The organism is Kitasatospora sp. NPDC058170 (genome assembly GCF_042883905.1).
In the GTDB taxonomy this organism is placed as follows: Bacteria; Actinomycetota; Actinomycetes; order Streptomycetales; family Streptomycetaceae; genus Kitasatospora.
This window is the reverse complement of record NZ_JBHVUV010000028.1, coordinates 25,845-49,228: the sequence shown is the minus strand read 5'-3', so window position 1 is coordinate 49,228 and position 23,384 is coordinate 25,845. Positions and strand designations below refer to the sequence as shown.

Sequence of the window (23,384 nt, the reverse complement as noted above, 5' to 3'; positions counted from 1 at the left end):
CGGGGGTGTGACAACACGGGGGGCGCGGCCACCGTGGCCGCGCCCCCCGTGCCGTCACACGCCCCCCAACGGGCGGTCGGGCGTCAGCGCGCCGGCTGCGGTGCGCGCTGGGCGGGGACGGCCGACAGGGTGCCGGTCGACGCGGCTCCCAGCGCCGTCCCGCGGGTCTCCTCGGCCCACAGCACGCAGACCAGCAGCCCGACGGCCGTGGTGCCGGCCGCGATGAGCATGGTCGGGCCGGTACCGAGCCCGGTCAGCGACAGGGGCAGCAGATAGGTGCCGACGGCCGCGCCGATGCGGCTGACCGAGGTGGCGACGCCGACCGCGGTCGCGCGGATCTCGGTCGGGAAGAGCTCGTTCGGGTAGGTCCAGTCGAGGACGTTGGGCCCGCCGCACAGGAACGCGTACGCGCACAGCGCGATGACGGCGACGGCGGCCGGGGCCGCGGGCCAGACGCCCAGCAGCGCGAGCGGGACGATCATCAGGGCGAACGACCAGATGATCACCGGACGCCGGCCCCAGGTGTCGATCAGCCGCAGGGCCGGGAAGCAGCCCAGCAGGAACACCAGGCTCACCAGCCCCGTGCCGAGCGTGTCGAGCACGGTGCCGCCGGGCATGCCGAAGGAGGAGAGGATCTGCGGACCGAAGGTCAGCATCGCGAAGAGCGGTCCGACCTGGCAGAGGAAGAAGAGGCCGCAGAACAGCGTGCGACGGCGGTAGGGCGGGGTCATCAGCAGCCGCAGACCGCTGCGCTCGCCGGCCTCGGCCGGATCGGGCATCAGCTCGCGGCCGTCCACCCGGACCCCGAGGTGCTTCTCGACCACGCGCACGGCGTCGCCGACCCGCCCGTGGGCGGCGAGCCAGCGCGGGGACTCCGGCGAGCCGCGGCGGATCACCAGGAACACCACGCACAGCACGGTGGAGCTGGCCAGCATCCAGCGCCAGCTGCCCGTGCCGCCGAACCGCAGGAACAGGTAGCCCGTCACATAGGCGAGGACGGATCCGGCGTACCAGGCGATGATCTGCTGGCCGAGCAGGCGGCCGCGGTGGCGGGCCGGCAGCCACTCGGCGAGCAGCGAGGTCGCGATCGGGTAGTCGGCGGCCACCGCCAGGCCGAGCACGAAGCGCAGCAGCGCGATCGCCCACACCGTGTCGACCCAGAACGAGAGCACCGAGCAGACGACCATCACCAGCAGGTCGGCGGTGTACATCACCTCCCGGCCGATCCGGTCGGTCAGCACGCCGAAGAGCGCGCCCCCGACGAACATGCCGAGCAGCGCGGCGGCACCGATCAGGCTGACCTCGGAGGTGGAGAGGCCGAGCTCGGGACGCATCCCGATCAGGGCCACGCCGACGATGCTCAGGATGTAGCCGTCGAGCAGCGGCCCACCGGAGCAGGCGAGCGCCAGCCTCCGGTGGAAGGCGGTATACGGGGCGTTGTCGATCGTTCGGGACATGGGATTCGGGTCCTCCGGAGCGCACGGCGGTGCTCCCGCACGGCGTGCGCCGGGTAGACGGCAGAAGTCGGGGCCGCCCGGCGGGCGGCCCCTGCGCCCGGACCAACCGGGCGACCGTTCACGGTTGCCCGGGCCGGGCGGTTCCCCGACCGGCCGAAGGTCCGTGGAATCGGTGGCCTTGGTCCCGAACCGGACGGGCCCTGCGACCCTGCCGGAACGGCGTCCGCCCAGTCCTGCCGGGCCCGGGCGCGGTCCGCCCGGCCGGTCGGGCGCCGTGGGTGAGCCTTCTCACCTCCGCCGGGCCCCCGCGGGCGTGTCGGCCGCCCCGGCGCGAGTGCGGCCCGTCCCCGCGGGATGGGACCGGGGTGGCCCGTGCCCGCCGGATCGGACCGGCGAAGCCGGTCCCACCAGGGAACCAAGCGGATGCCCCGTACGTCGTAGTCGAGGGTGATCGGCCGGGGGGACAGGCCGCCCGGCACGTTAGGCTGCACTTTCGGGGAGCGGCCTGGTGCGCCGCCATTCGGAGAAACGTCGAGACCGCCGGCCGGGGCCGGCTCTTCCCACAGCGGGGTCTCGTCCTGTCACGGAGGTACTGGCCTTGCACATCGACGCCTGGATCGAGAGCGTCCCACCGGGCGCGGTGTACGCCCTGGTCGCGCTGATCATCGGGCTGGAGTCCCTGGGCATCCCGCTGCCCGGTGAGATCGCCCTGGTGTCGGCCGCGCTGCTGTCCGCGCGCGGCGTGGTCAGCCCCTGGTGGGTGGCGATCTGCGCGATCCTGGGCGCGATCATCGGCGACTCGATCGGCTACTCGATCGGGCGCAAGGGCGGCAAGCCGCTGTTCGAGAAGCTCGGACGGAAGTTCCCCAGGCACTTCGGGCCGGACCACCTGTCGAGCGCCGAGCGCTCGTTCCAGAAGTGGGGCATGTGGGCGGTCTTCTTCGGCCGCTTCATCGCGCTGCTGCGCATCTTCGCCGGGCCGCTGGCCGGCGCGCTGAAGATGCCGTACTGGAAGTTCCTGATCGCCAACGTGCTCGGCGGCGTGGTCTGGGCCGGCGGTACGACCCTGCTGGTGTACCAGGTCGGCAAGGTCGCCGAGCAGTGGCTGTCGAAGTTCTCCTGGGTGGGCCTGATCCTGGCCGCGCTCGGCGGCGCGTTCTCGGCGTGGCTGATGAAGCGCCGCGCGGCGAAGGCCCGGGCCGCGCACGAGGCCGAGGACGCGGCGGCCGAGTCGGCGGCCCCCGTGAGCACGCCCGTCGCCGACTGACGATCCCGCAGGCCGCAGGCCCGCGACCGACGCCCTGCCGTCGGTCGCGGGCCTGCGGCGTTCCCGCCCGGGCGGGGTGGCAGGGGTAGCATCTGGGCGTATCCCGGCGGTGACGGAGCGACGCAGCACCTGGAGGACCGGTTGAGCCAGCAGACGTGGGACGCGGTGGACGCGTACTTCTCCGAGACCCTGGTCGGCCACGACCCGGTGCTGGAGGCGGCCCGGGCGGCCGCGGACGCGGCCGGGCTGCCGCGCATCGCCGTCGCGCCCAACCAGGGCAAGCTGCTGCACCTGCTGGCCCTCACCCAGGGCGCCCGGCGGATCCTGGAGGTCGGCACGCTCGGCGGCTACAGCGCGATCTGGCTGGCCCGGGCGCTGCCCGCGGACGGCGAGCTGATCACCCTGGAGATCGACCCGACCCACGCCGGGGTCGCCCGCGGCAACCTCGCCCGGGCCGGCCTGGACAAGGTCGCCGAGGTCAGGCTCGGCCGCGCCGCCGACTCGCTCGCCGCCCTGGCGGAGGAGGGCGCCGAGCCGTTCGACCTGGTCTTCATCGACGCGGACAAGCCGAGCAACCCCGAGTACTTCGCCTGGGCGCTGAAGCTCACCAAGCCGGGCTCGCTGATCATCGTGGACAACGTGGTGCGCGGCGGCGCCGTGGCCGACGCCGACAGCACCGAGCCGGCGACCGTCGGCACCCGGCGGCTGCACGAGCTGATCGCCGCCGAGCCGCGGGTCTCGGGGACGTCGGTCCAGACGGTCGGCAGCAAGGGCTACGACGGCTTCACCCTGGTCCGGGTCCAGCGGTAGGGCCCCGGCCGACCCGGACCCCGACCCCGACCCAGACCCAGACCCGGACCCCGACCCGGACCCCGGGGGCAGAGCGCGAAGGCGCCAGAGCAGCAGAACACCGAGGAGTGACGAGGACGTGCGGATCGGACTGTTGGGCACCGGCCCCTGGGCGGAGCGGGTGCACGCGCCCGTGCTGGCCGAACACCCCGGGATCGAGTTCGCGGGCGTCTGGGGCCGGCGCCCCGAGGCGGCCGCCGCGCTCGGCGCGGCGCACGGCGTGCCCGGCCACGCCGACCTCGACCGGCTGCTCGCCGAGGTCGACGCCGTCTCGATCGCGCTGCCCCCGGCCGTCCAGGCCGATCTCGCGGTGCGCGCCGCCGAGGCCGGCTGCCACCTGCTGCTGGACAAGCCGGTCGCGCTGACCGTCCCCGACGCCCGGCGGGTGGTGGACGCGACGCGCACGCACGGCGTCGCCTCGGTGGTCTTCTTCACCGTCCGCTTCGGCGGCGAGCAGCTGCCGTGGATCGAGAAGCAGGCGGCCCTCGGCGGCTGGTTCACCGGCCGCTCGGACTGGCTCGGCTCGGTCTTCGCCCCCGGCAGCAGCAGCCCGTACGCGGCCTCGCCGTGGCGACTGGACAAGGGCGCGCTGTGGGACGTCGGCCCGCACGCGCTCTCGCTGCTGCTGCCGGTGCTCGGCGACGCCGCGCAGGTGACGGCGGTGGCCGGCCCGCTGGACACCGTCCACCTGGTCCTGCGGCACGTCGGCGGGGCCTCCAGCACCCTCGCGCTCAGCCTGACCGCGCCCGTCGCGGCCGGCGGGACGGGGATGGAACTGCGCGGCAGCAACGGCGTCGTCCAGCTGCCCGAGCGCGGCGAGGGCCCGCTCGCCGCACTGCACCGGGCCCTGGACGCCCTCCAGGACTCCGCCCGCACCGGCGAGCCGCACCCCTGCGACGCGGCCTTCGGCCTGCGGGTGGTCGAGGTCCTCGCCGCCGCCGAGCGCTCGCTGGCCGACGGCGGCCCGGTCGAGGTCTGACCGGACCGGCGGACCGGACCGGCGGACAGGGCCGGCCCGGGGCGAAGGTTGCCTGACGCGGCACTAGTTCTGGCGGGAGCCCGGGCGGCGGTCGGCCGGGCGGGCCGGGGGGATGGTGGCGGCGCGGAAGTCGCGGGGGCCGGTCCACAGCGCGGGGACGGCGTCGCTGCGACGCGCCAGTTCGTAGGCGAGGGCCTCGTAGTTGACCCGCCAGCCGTGGAAGTGCGGCCAGGCCTCGGCGACCGGCCGCTCCCGGGGGAAGCCGGCCGCGGTGATCATGGCCACCGCGGCGTCGAACTCGGTGAGGCTCAGGCGTATCGGGGTCTCCGGCGTCGGGTCCGCGTCGAAGCCGATCCTCAGCGAGCGGGCGATGTCGCGCAGCGCGGTGAAGCCCGCGCGCAGCACCAGCCGGGCCTCCGGCGGAGCCGAGCGCGGACTGATCGCCAGGTGTATCGCGGCCGCGTCCATGACCGCGATCAGGCCCACCACCCAGCTGCGCTGCGGTTGCGGGGAGCGGAAGGAGAGCAGCACGGGGTAGTTGGAGTGGCTCTCGCCGATGTCCGCCGCCAGCCGCTCCCAGTCCCGGTACAGCTGGGGCAGGGCCGTCTCGGTGTCCACCAGCGACTGGCGGGCGAGCAGCTCCGGACCCCAGGCGGGCTCCCCGGCCCGGGACTGCAGCAGGGTCACCTCCACCTCGCGCCGGTTGTAGGCGGCGTAGAGGGTCGGCAGGTAGGAGATCTGCAGGGCGATCACCAGCGGCCCGCTGGCGGCGGCCATGAAGTCGATGGCGGACAGGTGCAGCCGCTCCCCGCTGGCGAAGCCCAGGGTGAAGAGGCTGGAGCCGGCCTCCCGGAAGGACACCGCCCAGTCCAGCTCCGAGGTGCCGTGCAGCAGCAGCGTGTACGCGATCAGCATCCCGCCCAGCCATACCCCGAGCATGCCCAGCAGCATCAGCGGCGCCAGCCAGGTCTGCACCCGGTCCTGCGCGCGGTAGGTGCCGAAGGGCGCCGCGGACAGCCGCAGCAGCGGCCGCAGCACCCGCCAGAGCCGGTGCGCCAGTGCCGAGTACAGGCCGCGCGGGACGACCAGGGTGCGCAGCACGCTCGCGACGGTGAGCACCAGGAGCAGCACACCGGCCAGGGAGTGGATCAACCTCATGCCGCCCATTGTGGCGGTCGCGGCGCGGCGGCGGTGGGCGGGGTGCGCGCCGGGCGGGCATTGACAGGGCGGCGCGCTCGGCTGAATGCTAAGCAAGCGCTTAGTCAGCTCGACCGACCTCAGGAGTGAGCCCATGCCCGACACCCCCGCCGACGCCGTCGCCGACCCGCCGGGCCTGGACCTGGGCCGGCTCCGCGCCCACCTGGACCGCGCGCTGCCCGGCACCGTCCAGGGGCTGCTGCGGGCCGAGCTGATCGAGGGCGGCCGCTCCAACCTCACCTATCTGCTCGGCGACGGCACCGCGCGCTGGGTGCTGCGCCGCCCGCCGCTCGGGCACGTCCTGGCCACCGCCCACGACATGGGCCGCGAGCACCGGGTGATGACCGCGCTGCGCGACACCGGGGTGCCCGTCCCCGCCACCCTGCTGCTGGACGCCGGGACGGAGGTGCTCGGGGCGCCCTGGTACCTGATGGAGTACGTGCCCGGTACCGCCCACCGCGACGCGGCCGGCCTCGCCGTCCTCGGCGAGGAGCGGGCGCACGCCCTCGGCCGACGGCTGGTCGACACCCTCGCCGCCCTGCACCGGATCGACCCGGCCGAGGTCGGGCTCGCCGACTTCGGCCGCCCCGAGGGCTACCTCAACCGCCAGCTCCGCCGCTGGTCCGCCCAACTGCACGCCTCGCGCAGCCGCGAACTGCCCGGCGTCGACCGCCTGCACGCCCTGCTGCTCGACCGGCTGCCGGTCTCCCCGGCGCCCGCGCTGGTGCACGGCGACTACCGGCTGGACAACGTGCTCGTCGACGAGCACGACGCCATCACCGCCGTCCTGGACTGGGAGATGTCAACCCTCGGCGATCCGCTCACCGACGTCGGCCTGCTGGTGATGTACACCGAGCTGGCCGGCGTCGGCGGCGGCATCATCCCCTCCGCCGCCACCGCCCCCGGCTTCCCGCCCGCCGGCGAACTCGTCGCCCACTACGCGCGCAGCACCGGCCGGGAGGCGGCCGACCTCGACTGGTACGTGGCCTTCGCCTCGTTCAAGCTCGCCGTCGTCGCCGAGGGCATCCACTTCCGCTTCCAGCAGGGCCGCACCCTCGGCGCCGGCTTCGAGCGGGCCGGCGAGATCGCCCCGGTCCTCGTCCGGCACGGCCTCACCACCCTCAAGGAGCGCTGACCGATGGACTTCTCCTACGACGCCCGGACGCTCGAACTGCGCGAGCGGCTGCTGGCGTTCATGGACCAGCACGTCCACCCCGCCGAGCCGGTGCTGGAGGTCCAGCTCGCCGACCCCGCCCGGCCGGCCTGGTCCATCCCGCCGATCGTCGCCGAGCTCCAGGCCGAGGCGCGCAAGCAGGGCCTGTGGAACCTCTTCCTGCCCGACCGGGACGAGGGCGGCGCCGGCCTGACCAACCTCCAGTACGCGCCGCTCGCCGAGATCACCGGCCGCAGCCCCCAGCTCGCGCCGCCCGCCCTCAACTGCGCCGCCCCCGACACCGGCAACATGGAGCTGCTCGCCCAGTTCGGCTCCGCCGAGCAGCGCGAGCGCTGGCTGCGGCCGCTGCTGAACGCCGAGATCCGCTCCGCCTTCGCGATGACCGAGCCGGAGGTCGCCTCCTCCGACGCCACCAACATCGCCACCCGGATCGAGCGGGACGGCGACGAGTACGTCGTCAACGGCCTCAAGTGGTACATCACCGGGGCGATGAACCCGGAGTGCCGGATCCTCATCGTGATGGGCCGGACCGACCCGGACGCCGAACCGCACCGCCGGCAGAGCATGATCCTCGTCCCGCGCGACACCCCCGGGGTCACCGTGCGGCGCGGCATGCAGGTCTTCGGCTACGACGACGCCGACCACGGCGGGCACGCCGAGGTGCAGTTCGAGGACGTCCGCGTCCCGGCGGCCAACCTGATCGGCGAGGAGGGCTCCGGCTTCGCCATCGCCCAGGCCCGGCTCGGCCCCGGCCGGATCCACCACTGCATGCGCGCCATCGGCATCGCCGAACGCGCCGTCGAGCTGATGTGCCGGCGCACCCTCGACCGCGTCGCCTTCGGCCGCCCGCTCGCCGAGCAGGGCGTCGTCCAGGATTGGATCGCCGAATCCCGGGTCCGGATCGAGCAGTTGAGGCTGCTGGTGCTCAAGACCGCCTGGCTGATGGACACCGTCGGCAACCGCGGCGCGCACACCGAGATCCAGGCCATCAAGATCGCCACCCCGAGCACGGTCGAGTGGATCCTCGACAAGGCCGTCCAGGCCCACGGCGCCGCCGGGGTCGGCCAGGACACCCCGCTGGCCCGGCTCTGGGCGGGCAACCGCACGCTGCGGCTGGCCGACGGGCCGGACGAGGTCCACAAGCGCTCGCTGGCCCGGCGCGAACTGAAGCGGTACCGGTAACTCCGTTAGCCCAGAACCCGGACGTGTCATACCCAGGTAGCGGTACCGGAGTTGGCTCTGCGGTATGACGTTCGTGCACCACCCCGGCCCGTACTGTCGCCCGTACGGGCCGGCCGGTGGGCGGCGGGCGTCGACAACAGGGAGCTGGGCAGCGATGGACAAGCGGGGACAGGCGCGGGGGCCGCGGACGGGGATCGCCGCGCTGATGGCGGCGATGGCGGTCCTGGGTGTGGCGGCCGCGCCGGCGGCGGTGGCGGCACCGGGCGTGGAGCAGCGGCAGGCGCAGGCCTGGCTGCCGCAGCCCACCGGGCCGTACCCGGTCGGCACCACCGCGCTGCACCTGGTCGACACCGGGCGGCAGGACCCGTGGAAGCCCGGGCAGGCCCGCGAGCTGATGGTGAGCTTCTGGTACCCGACCACCCGCCCAGCCCACGGCGACGAGCGGGCCCGCTTCATGGAGCCGCGCGCGGCCGGGCACTTCGGCGGCAAGGACGGCGCGTCCTCCTTCAACTACCAGGCGGAGCCCGGCCGGACGGACTGGTCCGGGATCCGCACCCACGCCCGGCAGGACGCGCCCGTGCTGCCGGGCGGCGCCGGCGCCCCGCGACCGGTGGTGCTCTACTCGGCCGGGCTGGGCGACCCCCGCACCTGGGGCACCGGTCTGGTCGAGGACCTGGCCTCGCGCGGGTACGTGGTGGTCACCGTCGACCACCCCTACGACGCCTCCGAGGTGGCGTTCCCGGGCGGCGGCATGGCCGAGTCGGTCCTGCCGCCGATGTTCGGCCAGCCCGGCCTGGACATCGGCGCGGTGCTGCGCAAGGTCATCCAGACCCGGGTCGACGACACCCGCTTCGTGCTGGACCAGCTCGCCGCGCTGCGGACGGACGGACGCCTGCCCGCCGGGCTCGGGGCGTCCCTGGACCTCGGGCGGATCGGCATGGTCGGCCACTCCGGGGGCGGGTCCACCGCCGTCCAGACCATGCACGACGACCCCCGGATCGCGGCGGGCGTCAACATGGACGGCCAGCTGCACTTCCCCGGGCCGGACGGCACGGGCGTGTACCTGACCAGCGTCGCCGAGGACGGGCTGGACCGTCCGTTCCTGCTGATGGGCAGCCAGAGCCCGGACTCCGGCGACTACCACCGCCAGCCGGGCTGGGCGGCCCTCTGGCAGCACTCCCGGGGCTGGCGCGCCGACGTCACCCTGACCGGCTCCCGGCACGGCTCGTACACGGACGCGCAGTCCCTGCTGCCGCAGCTCGCCCGCCAGGGCGCCGTCTCGGCGGACGCCCTGCGCGGGGACGTCGGCGACGTGCGGCCGGAGCGGGCGGTGCTCGCCACCCGGGCGTACGTCGCCTCCTTCTTCGACCGCTGGCTGCGCGGCCACGACGACCACCTGCTGGACGGCCCCTCGCCGCGCTTCCCGGAGATGGAGTTCGCCCGCTGAGCCCGCTGAGCCCGCTGAGCCCGCCGAGCCCCTGAGCCGCCGAGCTTCCGGGCCGCCGAGCTCCTGAGCCGCCGACCGGGCCCGAGCGCCGAGCCCCGGTGCCGCCGGGCTCAGCGGATCTCGGAGTCCGGGTTGGCGGTGTCCCAGTCCTGCCGGGAGGCGACGATCGCGTCGTGGTGGTCGTAGGACCAGTCCGCCATCGCCCGGATCAGGTGGGTCAGGCTGTGGCCGAGCGCGGTCAGCTCGTAGTCGACCTGCGGCGGGACGGTCGGGTGGACGGTGCGCGACACCAGGCCGTCCCGCTCCAGACGGCGGACGGTGAGCGTCAGCATCCGCTGCGAGATGCCCGGCAGCGCCCGCTGGAGTTCGCGGAACCGCCTTACGCCCTGGGCGAGTTCGACCACCACCAGGACGGACCACTTGTCGCCGACCCGGTCCAGCAGGTCGCGGATGCCGCAGTCCACGCCGTCCTCGCACCAGACCACCGGCCGGGGGGTGGTTACCGCGGTGTGCCCCACTGACATCGAAGTGCCTCCTTACGCCGAACGCCCAGGCTACCGAGGATGGTCCCAGTCGACGGAACGTCCCGCCCAGTTGGACGGCCCGACCGGCGTGAACACACCAAGTGCACCGATCAACGGAGGACCCCCATGCTTCTCGTCACCGGCGTCAACGGCGGTCTCGGCCGACTCGTGCTGGAGCAGCTCACCGAGCGGGCCGGCGGGTCCGACCGGCTGGTCGTCGGCACCCGCACCCCGGAGCAGGCCCCGGCGGGCCTGCCCGTCCGGCGGGTGGACTTCGACGACCCGGCGACGCTGGGCGCGGCCTTCGAGGGCGTGCGGACCCTGCTGCTGATCTCGGCCGGCTACGGCGAGGACGACGTGGTGATCACCCGTCACCGCGCCGCCATCGAGGAGGCCGAGCGGGCCGGCGTCGAGCACGTGATCTACACCAGCCTCTCCGGGGACGGCGACCACCTGGCGTACGCCCTGGCGCACCGCTGGACCGAGCGGCGGCTGCGGGAGTCGCCGACGCTGCGCTGGACGATCCTGCGCAACGGCCTCTACGCCGAGCTGTTGAGGGACCTGGCCGCGCCCGACGAGCACGGTGTGATCACCGCGCCGCTCGGCGACGGCCGGCTGGCGGCGGTGGCCCGGGCCGACCTCGCGGAGGTCGCGGCGACGGTCGCACTCGCCCCGGCCGAGCACGCCGGGCGGGTCTACGAGCTGGTCGGCGAGCAGGCGGTCGGCGGCGCCGAGGTGGCCGAGGCGCTCAGCCGGTCCGGCGGCCGGACGGTGGCGTACCGCCCGGGCACCCTCGCCGAGGCCCGGGCCGCCGTGGCCGCCTCGGGCGCCCAGGCCTTCCAGGTGCCGATGGTGACCGGTACCTACTCCGCCATCGCCAACGGCTTCCTGGCGGGGGCCGTACCGGAGGGGGACCTCCGCGCCCTGCTCGGCCGCCCGGCCCGCCCGGCGCTGGAGGTCATCGCGGCGGGCGCCGACGCGGGCCGGTGAGGCGGCGGGTGAGGCGGCGGGGGAGGGGCGCCCGGGGGCGCGCCGGCCGCGATCAGTGCGCGGCGGCCTGCGGCCCCGGCTCCTCGCGTTCCAGCCGCCGGGACTCCGCGGCCTCCTCCGCGGCGCCCGCCCGCTCGAACGCGGCGGCGGCCGCCGCCCACTGGGGGCCGGAGTCGCGCCCGGCGGCGACCAGGGTGGCCGCGAGGCTCCACCGCGCGGTCGCCTCCTCGTAGTGGGTGCCCAGCTCGTGGTACAGGGCCACGGCCCGCTCGCCCGCCGCGACGGCCTCGTCGAGCCGGTCGGCGTCACAGAGCGCGATGCCCAGGTTGTTCCACGCCATGGCCTCGCCGCGGCGGTCGTGCTCGGCCCAGTGGAGCGCGGCGGCCTCGGTCAGGGTCGTGACGGCCTCGTCGAACCTGGCCAGGTCGCGCAGGACGACGCCCAGCCCGTTCAGGGCGCCGGCCGTCCCGTTGCGGTCGCCGGACTCCCGGTAGAGCGCGATGGCGCGTTCGTAGGCCGCGGCGGCCTCGTCGAACCTGGTCAGATCGTGCAGGGCGGATCCGAGGTTGTTCCGACTCATGGCCTCCTGGTGCCGGTCGCCGAGCTCGTCGAGGAGTCCGGCGGAGTACTCGAGGGCGATGACGGCCTCCGCCGGCTGATGAGCTGCCCTCAGGGCGGCGCCCAGGCCGTTGGCGGCTCCGGCCTCGCCGTGTGGGTCGCCGGTCTCCCGGAGGAACTCCACCACCTGCCGGTGGGCGTCGACGGCCTCGTCGGAGCGGCCCGACCGGCGCAGGGCGGTGCCCAGGTTGTCCCGGGCCATGGCCTCGCCGTGCCGGTCGTCGACCTCCTGGTGGAGCGCGATGGCGTGCTCGAACGTGGTGACGGCCTCCTCGACGCGGTGCAGCTCCATCAGGGCGGCCCCCAGGCCGTTGACCGCCCCGGCCTCGCTGTGCCGGTCGCCGGTCTCCCGGTGGATCGTGATGGCGCGTTCGTGGGCCGCGGCGGCCTCCTCGAACCGGCGCACGCCGTTGAGGGCGGTGCCGAGGTTGTGCCACGCCATGCCCTCGGCGTACCGGTCGCCCGTCCGCTGCAGGAGCTCGACAGCCTCGCGGCCGACCGCCACCGCCTCGTCGAGCCGGCGCGCCAGGTTGAGGGCGGTGCCGAGGTTGGTCAGCCCGGTGGCCTCGCCGTGCCGGTCGCCCAGCTCGCGGGAGATGGCGATGTCCCGCTGCTGGGCCTCGACGGATTCGTCGAACCGGCGCACCAGGCGCAGGGCGAGGCCCAGGTTGTTCCAGGCCCTGGCCTCCCCCTGCAGGTCGCCGAGGTCCTGGAAGAGCGCGATGGCCCGCCGGTGGGCGTCGATGGCCTCGTCGGCCCGGCGCAGGTTGCCGAACGAGAGCCCCAGGTTGTTCCAGGTCCTGGCCTCCCCGAGCCGGTCGCCGACGGCCCGGGCGGCCTCGCGGGCCACCTCGGTGATGTCGATCAGATCGTCGAAGTACCGGTTCTGGTTCAGGTATCGGCCCAGGTTGAGGGGCAGCTCCCGGGCGAGGCGGTGGAGCCCGGCCCGCCGGGCGGCGTGGACCGCGCCGATGAGGTTGGCCCGTTCGGTGTCCAGCCAGGCGAGGGCGGCCGGGGGGTCCGCGAAGAGGCCCGGCGCCTCACCGCCGGGGAGCGCGTACAGGTCGTCGCCGGCGGCGCCCGCGAGCGCGGAGTACGCCTCCAGGAGCCGGGCGAGGGCTTGCTCGCGTCCGGCGTCGGCCCCGCCCTCCAGGGCGTACTCGCGGACCAGGTCGTGCATCCGCCACCGACCCGGGTGCCCGGGGCCGCGCTCCAGCAGGTGGGCGCGGGCGAGCTCGTCCAGACGCTCCTCCACCTCCTCGACGTCCTCCGGACCGAAGCCGACGCCGTCCCCGTCGGTGTGGCCGCCAGTATGGTCGCCGGTGTGGTCGTCGGGCCCGTCCGGTGCCGCGAGGGCGGCGGCCGCCCAGGTGGCGAAGTCCTGGCCCGGTGCGAGGGCGAGGCGGTGGAACAGCTCCCGCTGCTCGTCGGTGAGCAGCCGGTAGGAGAGGTCGAGGGAGACCCGCACCGTCCGCTCGCCGTCGTCCAGCCGGCTGAGCCGGCGTCCGGTGCGGGTGAGCTCGGCGGCGAGCCGGGCGGGGCTGCGGCCGGGCGAGCGGATCAGCAGCGCCGCGGCGATCTGCAGGGCCAGCGGCAGCCATCCGCACAGCCGGGCGACCTCGGCCGCCGCGCCCGGGTCGGCGGTGACCCGCCCGTCGGCCGGGTCGGCGGTCCGCAGGGCCCGGTCGAGGAGTTCCAGGGCGCCGTCGGGCTGTAGCACGTCGAGGTCGAGGAGGCGGGCGCCGAGGGTGGGCAGGGTGTGCCGCGAGGTGGCGAGCAGCCGGTGCGCGCCGGCCCCGGGGTGCAGGGGCCGTACCTGGGAGGGCTGCGAGACGTTGTCCGCGATCACCAGGATCCGGCGGCCCTGGTCGGCGAGCGCGGCGAGCCGGGCGCGGTAGAGGGCGGCCCGGTCGTCGGCGGACGGCGGGATGTGCTCGGTCGTCGGCTCCAGGGTGCGGAGCAGGGACTCCAGGGCCTGGGCGGCCTGCAGGGGCTGCGGGTCGTAGCCGTGGAAGTCCACGAACAGGACCCCGTCGAACCACCCCCGGCGCAGGGCCTCGTGGGCGGCCGCCAGGGCCAGCGTGGTCTTGCCGACCCCGCCCAGCCCGGCCATCGACGCCACCACCACGGCCTGCTGCGCCGCCCCCTGCGCCGCCTGCTCGCCGCCGGTGACGGCGCCGCCGTCGTCGGCCGGGCCCAACAGGCCGAGCAGCAGGCCGAGTTCGCTCTCCCGGCCGGCCAGCCCGTCGGGCAGTCCGGGCAGCGAGGCGAGCCTGGGCGGCACGGCGGCGGGGTCCGGGCCGGCCGCGTCCCGGCCGCGCTCGGGTTGGGCGCGCACGGGCTGGGCGCGGTCCAGGAGGTCGGACCAGCCGCGCGCGTCGACGGGCAGCCCGGCCCAGTCGGACCAGACCGCGACGAGGGCGAGGACCTGCTGGTGGCCGGCCGGCGCGGGCACCTTCGCCGCCGCCGGGTCGTCCGGGACCCAGTCGCTGATCCGCTGGGCACGGAACCGCTCCGCGTCGGGCAGCGCCGACCGGCGCACCTGGCGCTCCGCCTCGCGTGCGGACCACGGCAGGCCCGACCGCACCCGGGCCGCGCGGGCGGCGTCCCGCAGCGTCCGCAGCCTCGCGTAGAGCTCCCCGGCCCGTTCCCCCATCGCCACCACCCGAGTCTGGCCCCGCCGGTGGCACGGTGGGGCCGGAACCCGACATCTTCCTCGGTCTTCTCGGCCGGACAGGACCGAGGGTGTCGGCAGAGTCCCGCCGGGTCCGCGCGCGACGCTGCGAACACGCCCTACTCCCCGAGCACCACCACCCGGCCGGTGCTGAGCCCGTCCGCCACGCGCTGGACGGCCTGCGCCGCCTCGGCCAGCGGGACGACGGCGCTCACCGCCGGCCGGACCACGCCCGCCTCCGCGAGCTTGGTCAGCTCCTCGTGGGCGGCCCGGACGGCCTGCGGGTCACGGGTGTTGTAGAGCCCCCAGTGCAGGCCCAGGATGCCGTAGTTCTTCACCAGCGCGTGGTTGAGCGCGGGCGCCGGGATCCGGCCTCCGGCGAAGCCGACCACCAGGATCCGGCCCTCGAAGGCGATGCAGCGGGTGGACCCGGTGAAGGCGTCCCCGCCCACCGGGTCGAAGACCACGTCGGCGCCGCGCCCGCCGGTGGCCTCCCGGACCACGGCGACGAAGTCCTCCGCCGTCCGGTCGATCACCAGGTCGACGCCCGACTCGCGGGCCACCGCCGCCTTCTCGGCGCCGCCCACGACGCCGATCACCCGGGCCCCGGCCGCCCGGCCGAGCTGGACCGCCGCGCTGCCGACCCCGCCGGCCGCGGCGTGCACCAGCAGCGTCTCGCCCGGTTGCAGCGCGGCCCGCCGGTGCAGGGCGAACCACGCGGTCTGGTAGCCGATGTGCAGCGCGGCCGCCTCGGCGTCGTCCAGCGCGTCGGGTGCCCGGAAGGCGGCCGCCGCGTCCAGCAGGGCGTACTCGGCGAAGGCGCCGCCGGGCAGCACCGGATTGCCGATCACCCGCTCGCCCGCGGCCCGGTCGGCGCCCTCGCCCGCCGCCACGACCTCGCCGCACAGCTCCACTCCGGGTGTGAACGGCAGCGGCGGCTGCACCTGGTACTGCCCGCGCACCATCAGCGCGTCGGGGAAGTTGACGGCCGCGGCCCGCACCCGGACCAGCAGCTGCCCCGGCCCGGGCTCCGGCCGCGGCACGCCGTCGACCAGCCGCATCACCGCGCGCGGCTCACCGAGTTCGCCCACCTGCCAGGCCCTCACAGCGCCGCGCTCCTCTCCAGCCCCTGCTGGAGCCGGTTCATCGCGGTGAGCCAGCGGTCCGGGTCGGTGGCCCGGGCGGTGTAGTACTCGGCCACCTCGGCGTGCGGCAGCAGCAGGAACCGCTCCGCGCGCAGCCCCTCCAGGGCCGCCGCGGCGACGTCCTCGGCCTCCAGCGCGGTCGGCGCCAGCAGCGCCTCGCCGACCGCGCCCGTCGAGGTGAGCATGTCGGTGCGGACGCCCTGCGGGCAGAGCGCGTGCACCCGCAGGCCCCGGTGGCGGTAGGTGGCGGAGAGCCACTCGGCGAAGGCGAGCGCGCCGTGCTTGGAGACGGCGTACGGCGCCGAACCCAGCATGGTGAGCAGCCCGGCCGCCGAGACGGTGGCGACGAACCGGCCGGTGCCGCGCTCCAGCCAGCGGGGGAGTAGCAGGTCGGCGGCCCGGACGTGGGCGAGCACGTTGACCTCCCAGGCGCTCGTCCAGGCGGCGGTCGGCGCATCGGCCCCGCCGACCGGGGCGACCCCGGCGTTGGCGCACCAGACGTCGATCTCGCCGAGTTCGGCCCGGGCCCGCTCGACCAGGGCGGCGAGGCCGTCGGCGCCCGCCGCGTCACCGGGGACGGCACTGCCGCCGCACTCGGCGGCGACCGCGCGGGCGGCCCCGGCGTCCAGGTCGTTGACCACCACCCGGGCGCCCTCGGCGGCGAAGGCGCGGGCGAGCGCGGCGCCGATGCCCCGGCCCGCGCCGGTCACCACGACGCCCTGGCCGGCGAACCCGGGGGCGCTCACAGCCCGCCGCCGAGGGTGATGCCACCGTCCACGACCAGGGTCTGGCCGGTGATCCAGGAGGCGTCCGAGGAGAGCAGGAAGGCGACCGCGCCCGCGATGTCCTGCGGTACGCCGAGCCTGCCGAGCGGGTACGCGGCGGCGACCTGCTCCTCGCGGCCCTCGTAGAGCGCCTCGGCGAACCGCGTCTTGACCACGGCGGGCGCGACGGCGTTGACCCGGATGCCCTGGCCGCCGAGGTCGGCGGCGAGCTCCATGGTGAGGCGCATCAGCGCGGCCTTGCTCACCCCGTACATGCCGATCCCGGCCGAGGCGCGGACACCCGCGATGGAGGCCACGTTGACCACCGAGCCGCCGTGCTCGCCCATCCAGGCGGCGTGGGCGCGGCGGGTCCAGGCGAGCGGGGCGAGCACGTTGACGGCGAGGATCTTGGCGGCGGCCGCCTCGTCGGTGGTCAGCACCGGGCCGTAGACGGGGTTGATGCCGGTGTTGTTGACCAGGTGGTCGAGTCGGCCGAAGGCCGCCATGGTGGCGGCGACGGCCTCCTCCTGGTGGGCCGGGTCGTCTGCCTTGCCCGCGATGCCGAGGGCGACCTCCGGGCCGCCCAGGTCGCGGACGGCCTCGGCGAGCGGCTCCGGATTGCGCGCGGTGAGGCAGACCCTGGCTCCCCGGGCGACCAGCTCCCGTGCGATCCCGAGGCCGATGCCCCGGCTGGATCCGGTGACGACGGCCACCTGGCCCTTGAAGGAGTGCACCACGGAGGGTCCTTTCGACATGGCTGACTAAGCGCTTGCTTAGCATGCTGTCGGTGGGGGAACCTGTCAACAGTCCGCAGCCCCGCCCCGGGGCGCTCCGGCCGGGATGCCGGTATGACATTTCTGGGAGGATGGCGTCATGACCAGCACGCCGATCGCCGACCTCTGGCCCACCCTGCCCGGCGGCACCGACGCCCGCCCCGAGGCGGCGCACCGGTTGCTGCAGGCCGCCGTCGAGTCCTTCGCCGAGCGCGGTTTCCACGCCACCACCACCCGGGACATCGCCACCGCCGCCGGGATGAGCCCGGCCGCGCTGTACATCCACTACCCGTCCAAGGCGGCCCTGCTGGCGGAGATCAGCCGGACCGGGCACGCGGCCACCCTGGAGCTGGTCCGGGCGGCGGCGGCCGGCGGGGACGACCCGGTGGCGCGGATGCGCCGGGTGATGGAGGAGTTCACCGTCTGGCACGCCCGGGCCCGGACGGTCGGCCGGGTGGTCAACTACGAGCTGCACGCGCTGCCCGAGGACGCCTACGCCGTGGTCGCGGCGCTGCGCCTGGACATCGAGCGCGAGGTGACCGACCTCATCGCGGCGGGCGTCGCGGCCGGCGCCTTCGAGGTCGCCGAGGTGCGTACGGCGGCCCGCGCCGTGACCTCGCTGGGCATCGACGTCTCCCGCTGGTACACCGACCGCAGCAGCGAGACGCCGGAGGAGCTGGGCCGCCGCTACGGCGAACTGGTGCTGCGGATGCTGGGCGCCCGGGTCTGACCGGTCCGCCTGGTCCGACCGGTCCGACCGGTCCGACCGGTCCGACCCGGCGACAGGGCCGGGCCGGCAGACGGCAGGTGTTCGGACGTCGGATGTCGGACGTCGGGCGTCAGGCGGCGGACAGGCAGAACTGCACGAGCCCGGCGTCGACGTCGAGGACGATGTTCCGCATCTCGGCCCACGGCGGGTGGAAGCTCGTGCCCCACTCGATGGTGAAGGCGAGGACCCTGCCCTTGTCCGGATCGACGAGGTGGCGCGAGAACGCGTAGTCGTCGCTGGTCCCACTGGTCGGGTACAGGTGGAACGCGGACATCGGGGTGTACGAGCGGCCGCGCACGCCCTGCACGCCCTGGCAGAACTGCTCGGCGAGCAGGACGGCGGCGTCGGCATCGGTCTTCGGGATGAACTCCGCGTAGGCGAGGTCGCCGGCCACGCCGCGCTTGCGGTCGAAGGCGGGGTTGCGGAAGTTCATCAGGGGCTGCACGGACTGGTTCTCGTCGTCACCCCAGACGAACAGCATGTCCTCGGAGTAGCTGTGCACGTCGACGAACCAGCGGGTCCGCGGGAACTCGTCGAGCAGCCAGCGGACGTTGCGGGTCTCGGGCTCGGAGAAGGGCTCCGGGCCCTCGTAGACCTCGTCGAGCGGATCGGTCGAGACCCGGGGGCCGGCGGTCGGGGCGAACGCGGTGGTGAAGTCGAAGAGGAAGTCGTAGTTGCGGTTGATGTCGACCCCGATCAGGTCCGGGTCGCCGCCGGAGTTCGCCGGGTTGCGGTTCTTGCGCCACATCGGGTCGACGGTCTGGCTGTAGTGGCGGCCGTCCGGGTTGACGAGCGGGAAGACGACGACGTCCAGCTCGTTGAGGATGCGCTGCACCTGGTCGGCGCTGAAGGAGGTGCCGCCGTAGGCGAGTCCGGTGCCGGTGGTGTAGGCCTCCAGCAGGTCCGCGGCGAAGTGGACGAGGATCTCGCAGCTGCCCCACTCGCGGGCGTGCACGCCGCCGATCAGCAGCACGTCGTCCTTGGGGGCCAGCGACTCCGCGCCCATCCGCAGGGCGTGGCTCGAACGGCCCTCGGCGGACCGCTCGGGCAGCTCGACGAGTCCGGTGAGCCGGGGAAAGGCGTTGGCGAGGCCGACCACGGCGGACTCGACCTCGGTGATGTTGAGATACGGCATGGCGGGTCAGTCCCTCACCTTGGCGGCCAGGCCGCGCGGATAGGCGGCCTCGGGAGCGAACCGGTCCCCCCGGCCCACGTCGGCCTGGGCGGTGCGCCCGGCCTCCGTGGCGCTCCCGGCGTCGATCGCCTCGACGCCCTCGCGGGAGAGGGACGCGATCCGCTCGGCGGGGACGTAGGCGTCGATGGTGAACGAGCCGTCCTCGCCCTGGCGGGCGCGGCCGCCCACGTCGGGGCGGACCTCGCGCAGGAGTGTGCGCAGGGTTTCCGCGTCCTTGGCTGTCACCCGGACGCGGTGGATGTCATAACGGGCAGTGGACATGGCGACCTCTTTCGGGCGCCGTCGGGTCTCACATCAGCGATTCCGACGGCACGGGGCGCTGACGTACGTATATGTCCGATGCGTACCTTGTATCCTCAGCCTGCGCTTCCGTCGTAGAAGGCGTCAAGGGGGGCCTCGGGCATCCGGTCCAGCAGGCTGTCCAGGCCGGCCAGCAGCTCCCGCTCGTCGTCGTAGTCGGCGAGCCGCGGGACGAGGGCGCGCAGCCGGGGGTAGTCGGCGGCGGGCAGCCGGTGCAGGCCCAGCCGCAGCAGCGGGTCCGGCTCGTCGGGGTTGTCGACCACCTGGCGCTTGTCGACCAGCAGGCAGCCGAGGTTCCAGGCCACGAACGCGCGGTACACCGTCAGCGCGGTGGTGTCGTCGAAGCCGGCCCGGCCGAGCACGGCCAGGATGTGCTCGGTGAGCTGCAGGGCCGGGGCGGGCCGGCGGGCCACCGGGACGCTGAGCGGCCGGGTGGCCACCAGGGGCAGGATCTCCGGATGGGCGTGCGCCACGGCGGCGAAGGCGCGGGCGATCCGCCGCAGTTCGGCCCGCCAGGCCGGCACGGCGGGGCCGGCGGCGCCCTCGGCCCGGTCGTGGTCGGCCGAGGTCCGCAGCCGGTCGTTGACCTCGGCGAAGAACGCCTCGACCAGGCCGTCGACCAGCGCCTCCTTGCCCGGCGTGTACCGGTAGATCGCCATCGACTCGACACCCAGGTCGGCGGCCAGCCGCCGCATGGTCAGCGCCGCCAGCCCCTCGCGGTCGACCAGGGCCACGGCCGTGGCGAGCACCAGCGGGCGGCTCAGTCGCCGCCGCCGCTCGGTGCCGTCCTGCTCCACCATGTCCGCGCTCCTCACGTGCGCCCCGCCACCGCGGTCCCCACCTGGACCGGACCCCCGAGCCGGGTCCGCCGGTGCCGCGTCGGGCGGACAGCACCAGGATACAAGGTAAATTTCCGGCATATAGTGCGCTCGCCGGCCGGCCCGGCCCCGGCAGGCCGCCCTGGCACGGGGCCGCAGTGCCGGGCCGCTGCGCCGGGCGGGTGACCGCGACCGCCGCGTTCCTTCGGCCCGGCCTCCGGGTGATACAGCATCGGCCCGGTGACTGACTGGTCGATGCAGCCCGGAGGCGGTTGATGAGGATTCTGCTGGTGGCGACCGCGTTCAACAGCCTGACGCAGCGTGTCTTCGCGGAACTCCAGGACCGTGCGCACAGCGTGGCGGTCCACCTGGGCACGGCGGAGGAGGGCCTGCGGGCGGCGGTCCGGACGTCCGGCGCGGAGCTGGTGGTGGCGCCCATGCTGACGACGGCCCTGCCCGAGAGCGTCTGGTCGAGGACCGCCTGCCTGATCGTGCATCCGGGCCCTCCCGGCGACCGCGGCCCCTCCGCGCTGGACTGGGCGGTCCACGAGGGTGAGGCCCGGTGGGGGGTGACGGTGCTGCAGGCCGGCGCGGTGATGGACGGGGGTGACATCTGGGCCGACGCCGAGTGTGTCCTGCCCGAGGAGGCCAAGAGCGACCTGTACCGCGGCGAGGTCACCGAGGCGGCCGTCGGCGCCGTGCTGCTCGCGGTCGAACGCTTCGCCACCGGGCGGTGGAGGCCCCGCCCGCAGCACGGCCCCGACCGGCCGGCGGCGATCCGTACCCGGCCCCACTTCTCCCAGGACCTGCGGCGGATCGACTGGGGGAGCGACCCCACCGACCTCGTCCTGCACCGCCTCCGGACGGCCGACTCCCGGCCCGGGGTGCTGGACACGCTGCTGGGCGCCGAGTGGTACCTGCACGGCGGCCGGCGCGAGGGCCGGCTGCGCGGGCGCCCCGGCGAGCTGATCGCCACCCGGGCGGGCGCGGTCTGCCGGGCGACGGCGGACGGCGCGGTGTGGATCCCCGAGCTGCGCCGGCGCCGCAGCCCGGGCGGCCCGGCCACCTTCAAGCTCCCCGCGGTGTCGGCCCTGGGCGGGCTGCTGCCGGAGCTGCCCGAGGTGGCGGCGCCGCTGATGCCGCAGGAGGGGGAGGACACCTGGACGGACATCCGCTACACCGAGGACGGCGCCGTCGGCCGGCTGCACCTCGACCTCCCCGGCGGGGCGATGAGCACCGACCACTGCCGCCGGCTGCTGGCCGCCTACCGGTTCGCCTGCGGGCGGCCGACCTCGGTGCTGGTCCTGGGCGGCGGGCGCGGCTTCTTCTCCAACGGCATCCACCTGAACGTGATCGAGGCGGCGGCCGACCCGGCGGCCGAGTCCTGGGCCAACATCAACGCCATCGACGACCTGGTCCTGGAGGTCCTGACCACCACGGACCGGCTGGTGGTGGCGGCGCTCGGCGGGAACGCCGCGGCCGGCGGGGTGATGCTGGCCCTCGCGGCCGACGAGGTCTGGTGCCGCGAGGGCGTCGTGCTCAACCCGCACTACCGGCTGATGGGCCTGTACGGCTCCGAGTACTGGACGTACTCGCTGCCGCGGCGCGCGGGCACGGCCGAGGCCGCGCGGCTCACCGGGCGGGCCCTTCCGCTGACGGCCGGCGCGGCGCACCGGATCGGCCTGGTCGACCGGGTGATCGAGGCCGCCCCGGGGGACTTCACGGCGCAGACCGAGCGGTTCGCCCGGCTGCTCGCCGCGTCCCCGGCCCTCCAGGAGCGGATCGCCGCCAAGAAGGCCGCCCGCGAGGCCGACGAACGCGCCCGGCCCCTGGCGGCCTACCGGGCGGAGGAGCTGTCCGTGATGCACCGCCAGTTCTTCTCCCCCGACGAGCCGTACCACGCGCTGCGCTCGGCCTTCGTCCGCAAGCTGGCACCGCCCCCGGAGGGGTAGCCGCCCGCTGGGCGGGGACGCCCGGCCGCCCGGACGGCCCCGCCGGGTTGCGGCCGTCCGGGCGACCGCTTCGGCCCTCCGGACCGGCGTGTCCGCGCCACGGCTGCTATGACTCTGGAGAGCCCATATTGTCCGGCTCACCCCTTTTGCGAGGAGGCATCCTCATGGGTGCTGCGACAACGAGCGCCACCGAATCCGACGTGGTGCACATTCTCTGGATCAACGCGGGCCTGAGCTGCGACGGAGACTCCGTCTCGCTCACGGCCGCGATGCAGCCGAGCATCGAGGAGATCGTCACCGGCGCGCTGCCGGGCCTGCCGAAGATCGCCGTGCACTGGCCGCTGATCGACTTCGAGTGCGGTCCGGTCCAGGGCGCGGACAACTTCGTCGAATGGTTCTTCAAGGCCGACCGGGGCGAGATCGACCCCTTCGTCCTGGTCGTCGAGGGGTCCATCCCCAACGAGCGGATCAAACCGGAGGGGTACTGGTGCGGCTTCGGCGACGACCCGGCGACCGGCCAGCCGATCACCACCAGTGAGTGGCTCGACCGGCTGGCGCCCAAGGCCACCGCGGTCGTGGCGATCGGCACCTGCGCGACCTACGGCGGCATCCACGCCATGGCGGGCAACCCGACCGGCGCCATGGGCGTACCCGACTACCTCGGCTGGGACTGGAAGTCCAAGGCCGGCCTGCCGATCGTGTGCGTCCCCGGCTGCCCGATCCAGCCGGACAACTTCTCCGAGACCCTGACCTACCTGCTGTACCAGCTGGCGGGGTCCGCGCCGATGATCCCGCTGGACGACAAGCTCCGTCCGACCTGGCTGTTCGGCGCCACCGTGCACGAGGGCTGCGACCGCGGCGGCTACTACGAGCAGGGCCAGTTCGCCACCGAGTACGGCACGCCCGAGTGCCTGGTCCGGCTCGGCTGCTGGGGCCCGGTGGTGAAGTGCAACGTCCCCAAGCGGGGCTGGATCAACGGTGTCGGCGGCTGCCCGAACGTCGGCGGCATCTGCATCGCCTGCACGATGCCCGGCTTCCCCGACAAGTTCATGCCGTTCATGGACCCGCCGCCCGGCTCCACCGTGTCCACCGCCGCCAGCTCGGCGTACGGCGCGGCGATCCGCCGGCTTCGCTCGATCACGACCCACACGGTCGACAAGGAACCCAAGTGGCGGCACTCCGGCGACCGCCTGACCACGGGCTACCGACCGCCCCGGTGACAACCGGGCAGGGGGCCGCACCGCCGCGCGCGGGCGGCCCCCCGCCCGGCCACTCCCGATCCTCCCGTTTCCCCAGAAGGGCGCAGCAGG

20 protein-coding genes are annotated in these 23,384 nt (G+C 75.0%); 10 read left to right on the top strand and 10 right to left on the bottom strand.

Translation table 11 applies throughout. The features are described 5' to 3' along the window. Nucleotides 1-83: 83 nt before the first annotated feature. Nucleotides 84-1,457 carry an MFS transporter gene (locus tag ACFVVX_RS28610; protein WP_387949662.1) on the bottom strand — a complete coding sequence of 458 codons (1,374 nt, stop codon included), beginning with the start codon at nt 1,455-1,457 and terminating at the stop codon, nt 84-86. A gap of 598 nt (nt 1,458-2,055) precedes the next feature. On the opposite strand from ACFVVX_RS28610, the gene ACFVVX_RS28605 reads away from it, so the two are divergent. The 3 genes from ACFVVX_RS28605 to ACFVVX_RS28595 all read left to right on the top strand — a co-directional run bounded on the left by ACFVVX_RS28605 (nt 2,056) and on the right by ACFVVX_RS28595 (nt 4,552). Then, on the top strand, nt 2,056-2,724 hold the full coding sequence (locus ACFVVX_RS28605) for a DedA family protein (protein ID WP_387949660.1): 669 nt from the start codon (nt 2,056-2,058) through the stop codon (nt 2,722-2,724). A gap of 141 nt (nt 2,725-2,865) precedes the next feature. Next, nucleotides 2,866-3,534, top strand: a complete 669-nt coding sequence (locus tag ACFVVX_RS28600) for an O-methyltransferase (RefSeq protein WP_387949658.1) — start codon at nt 2,866-2,868, stop codon at nt 3,532-3,534. Nucleotides 3,535-3,652: 118 nt separating this feature from the next. Next, nucleotides 3,653-4,552 (top strand): Gfo/Idh/MocA family protein, encoded by a 900-nt coding sequence (locus tag ACFVVX_RS28595; RefSeq protein ID WP_387949656.1) that lies wholly within the window; start codon nt 3,653-3,655, stop codon nt 4,550-4,552. Between the two features lie 63 nt (nt 4,553-4,615). On the opposite strand, the gene ACFVVX_RS28590 is transcribed toward ACFVVX_RS28595, so the two are convergent. After that, the gene (locus tag ACFVVX_RS28590) at nt 4,616-5,710 is read right to left on the bottom strand and encodes a hypothetical protein (RefSeq protein ID WP_387949655.1); all 1,095 of its coding nucleotides are present in this window, start codon (nt 5,708-5,710) and stop codon (nt 4,616-4,618) included. 133 nt (nt 5,711-5,843) lie between these two features. Between ACFVVX_RS28590 and ACFVVX_RS28585 the strand changes: the two genes are divergently transcribed. From ACFVVX_RS28585 to ACFVVX_RS28575, 3 genes are all read left to right on the top strand, one after another. Beyond that, on the top strand, nt 5,844-6,884 hold the full coding sequence (locus tag ACFVVX_RS28585; protein WP_387949653.1) for a phosphotransferase family protein: 1,041 nt from the start codon (nt 5,844-5,846) through the stop codon (nt 6,882-6,884). Nucleotides 6,885-6,887: 3 nt separating this feature from the next. Next, nucleotides 6,888-8,105, top strand: a complete 1,218-nt coding sequence (locus tag ACFVVX_RS28580) for an acyl-CoA dehydrogenase family protein (protein ID WP_387949651.1) — start codon at nt 6,888-6,890, stop codon at nt 8,103-8,105. A gap of 154 nt (nt 8,106-8,259) precedes the next feature. Then, nucleotides 8,260-9,552 carry an alpha/beta hydrolase family protein gene (locus ACFVVX_RS28575; RefSeq protein WP_387949649.1) on the top strand — a complete coding sequence of 431 codons (1,293 nt, stop codon included), beginning with the start codon at nt 8,260-8,262 and terminating at the stop codon, nt 9,550-9,552. 110 nt (nt 9,553-9,662) lie between these two features. Here the strand turns inward: ACFVVX_RS28575 and ACFVVX_RS28570 are convergent, their stop codons facing one another. Beyond that, nucleotides 9,663-10,076 carry a winged helix-turn-helix transcriptional regulator gene (locus tag ACFVVX_RS28570; protein ID WP_387949648.1) on the bottom strand — a complete coding sequence of 138 codons (414 nt, stop codon included), beginning with the start codon at nt 10,074-10,076 and terminating at the stop codon, nt 9,663-9,665. Between the two features lie 126 nt (nt 10,077-10,202). Between ACFVVX_RS28570 and ACFVVX_RS28565 the strand changes: the two genes are divergently transcribed. Continuing rightward, complete coding sequence (locus ACFVVX_RS28565) at nt 10,203-11,066, top strand: NAD(P)H-binding protein (protein WP_387949647.1); 864 nt, start codon at nt 10,203-10,205, stop codon at nt 11,064-11,066. Between the two features lie 52 nt (nt 11,067-11,118). Here the strand turns inward: ACFVVX_RS28565 and ACFVVX_RS28560 are convergent, their stop codons facing one another. The 4 genes from ACFVVX_RS28560 to ACFVVX_RS28545 form a co-directional block, all read right to left on the bottom strand. Then, complete coding sequence (locus ACFVVX_RS28560) at nt 11,119-14,340, bottom strand: tetratricopeptide repeat protein (protein ID WP_387949761.1); 3,222 nt, start codon at nt 14,338-14,340, stop codon at nt 11,119-11,121. A gap of 137 nt (nt 14,341-14,477) precedes the next feature. Next, nucleotides 14,478-15,464: an NADPH:quinone oxidoreductase family protein gene (locus tag ACFVVX_RS28555; RefSeq protein WP_387949646.1), complete on the bottom strand. Its 987-nt coding sequence runs from the start codon at nt 15,462-15,464 to the stop codon at nt 14,478-14,480. Beyond that, entirely contained in the window at nt 15,461-16,249 is a 789-nt protein-coding gene (locus tag ACFVVX_RS28550) for an SDR family oxidoreductase (RefSeq protein ID WP_387949644.1), read from the bottom strand. The genes ACFVVX_RS28555 and ACFVVX_RS28550 overlap by 4 nt, the downstream gene beginning before the upstream one ends. Further along, nucleotides 16,246-17,022, bottom strand: a complete 777-nt coding sequence (locus ACFVVX_RS28545; RefSeq protein ID WP_387949643.1) for an SDR family oxidoreductase — start codon at nt 17,020-17,022, stop codon at nt 16,246-16,248. Before ACFVVX_RS28545 ends, ACFVVX_RS28550 begins: the two co-directional genes overlap by 4 nt. A 118-nt stretch (nt 17,023-17,140) precedes the next feature. Here ACFVVX_RS28545 and ACFVVX_RS28540 point away from each other — a divergent pair, with 118 nt between their 5' ends. Continuing rightward, nucleotides 17,141-17,770 (top strand): TetR/AcrR family transcriptional regulator, encoded by a 630-nt coding sequence (locus tag ACFVVX_RS28540; protein ID WP_387949641.1) that lies wholly within the window; start codon nt 17,141-17,143, stop codon nt 17,768-17,770. Between the two features lie 109 nt (nt 17,771-17,879). Here the strand turns inward: ACFVVX_RS28540 and ACFVVX_RS28535 are convergent, their stop codons facing one another. The 3 genes from ACFVVX_RS28535 to ACFVVX_RS28525 form a co-directional block, all read right to left on the bottom strand. Further along, complete coding sequence (locus ACFVVX_RS28535) at nt 17,880-18,944, bottom strand: M14 family metallopeptidase (protein ID WP_387949639.1); 1,065 nt, start codon at nt 18,942-18,944, stop codon at nt 17,880-17,882. A 6-nt stretch (nt 18,945-18,950) separates the two neighbouring features. Further along, the gene (locus tag ACFVVX_RS28530; protein ID WP_387949637.1) at nt 18,951-19,265 is read right to left on the bottom strand and encodes a hypothetical protein; all 315 of its coding nucleotides are present in this window, start codon (nt 19,263-19,265) and stop codon (nt 18,951-18,953) included. 95 nt (nt 19,266-19,360) lie between these two features. After that, nucleotides 19,361-20,104, bottom strand: a complete 744-nt coding sequence (locus ACFVVX_RS28525; RefSeq protein WP_387949636.1) for a TetR/AcrR family transcriptional regulator — start codon at nt 20,102-20,104, stop codon at nt 19,361-19,363. 293 nt (nt 20,105-20,397) lie between these two features. Between ACFVVX_RS28525 and ACFVVX_RS28520 the strand changes: the two genes are divergently transcribed. Next, complete coding sequence (locus ACFVVX_RS28520) at nt 20,398-22,074, top strand: enoyl-CoA hydratase-related protein (RefSeq protein ID WP_387949634.1); 1,677 nt, start codon at nt 20,398-20,400, stop codon at nt 22,072-22,074. A 164-nt stretch (nt 22,075-22,238) separates the two neighbouring features. Then, nucleotides 22,239-23,294, top strand: a complete 1,056-nt coding sequence (locus ACFVVX_RS28515) for a hydrogenase expression protein HypE (RefSeq protein WP_387949632.1) — start codon at nt 22,239-22,241, stop codon at nt 23,292-23,294. Nucleotides 23,295-23,384: the final 90 nt, after the last annotated feature.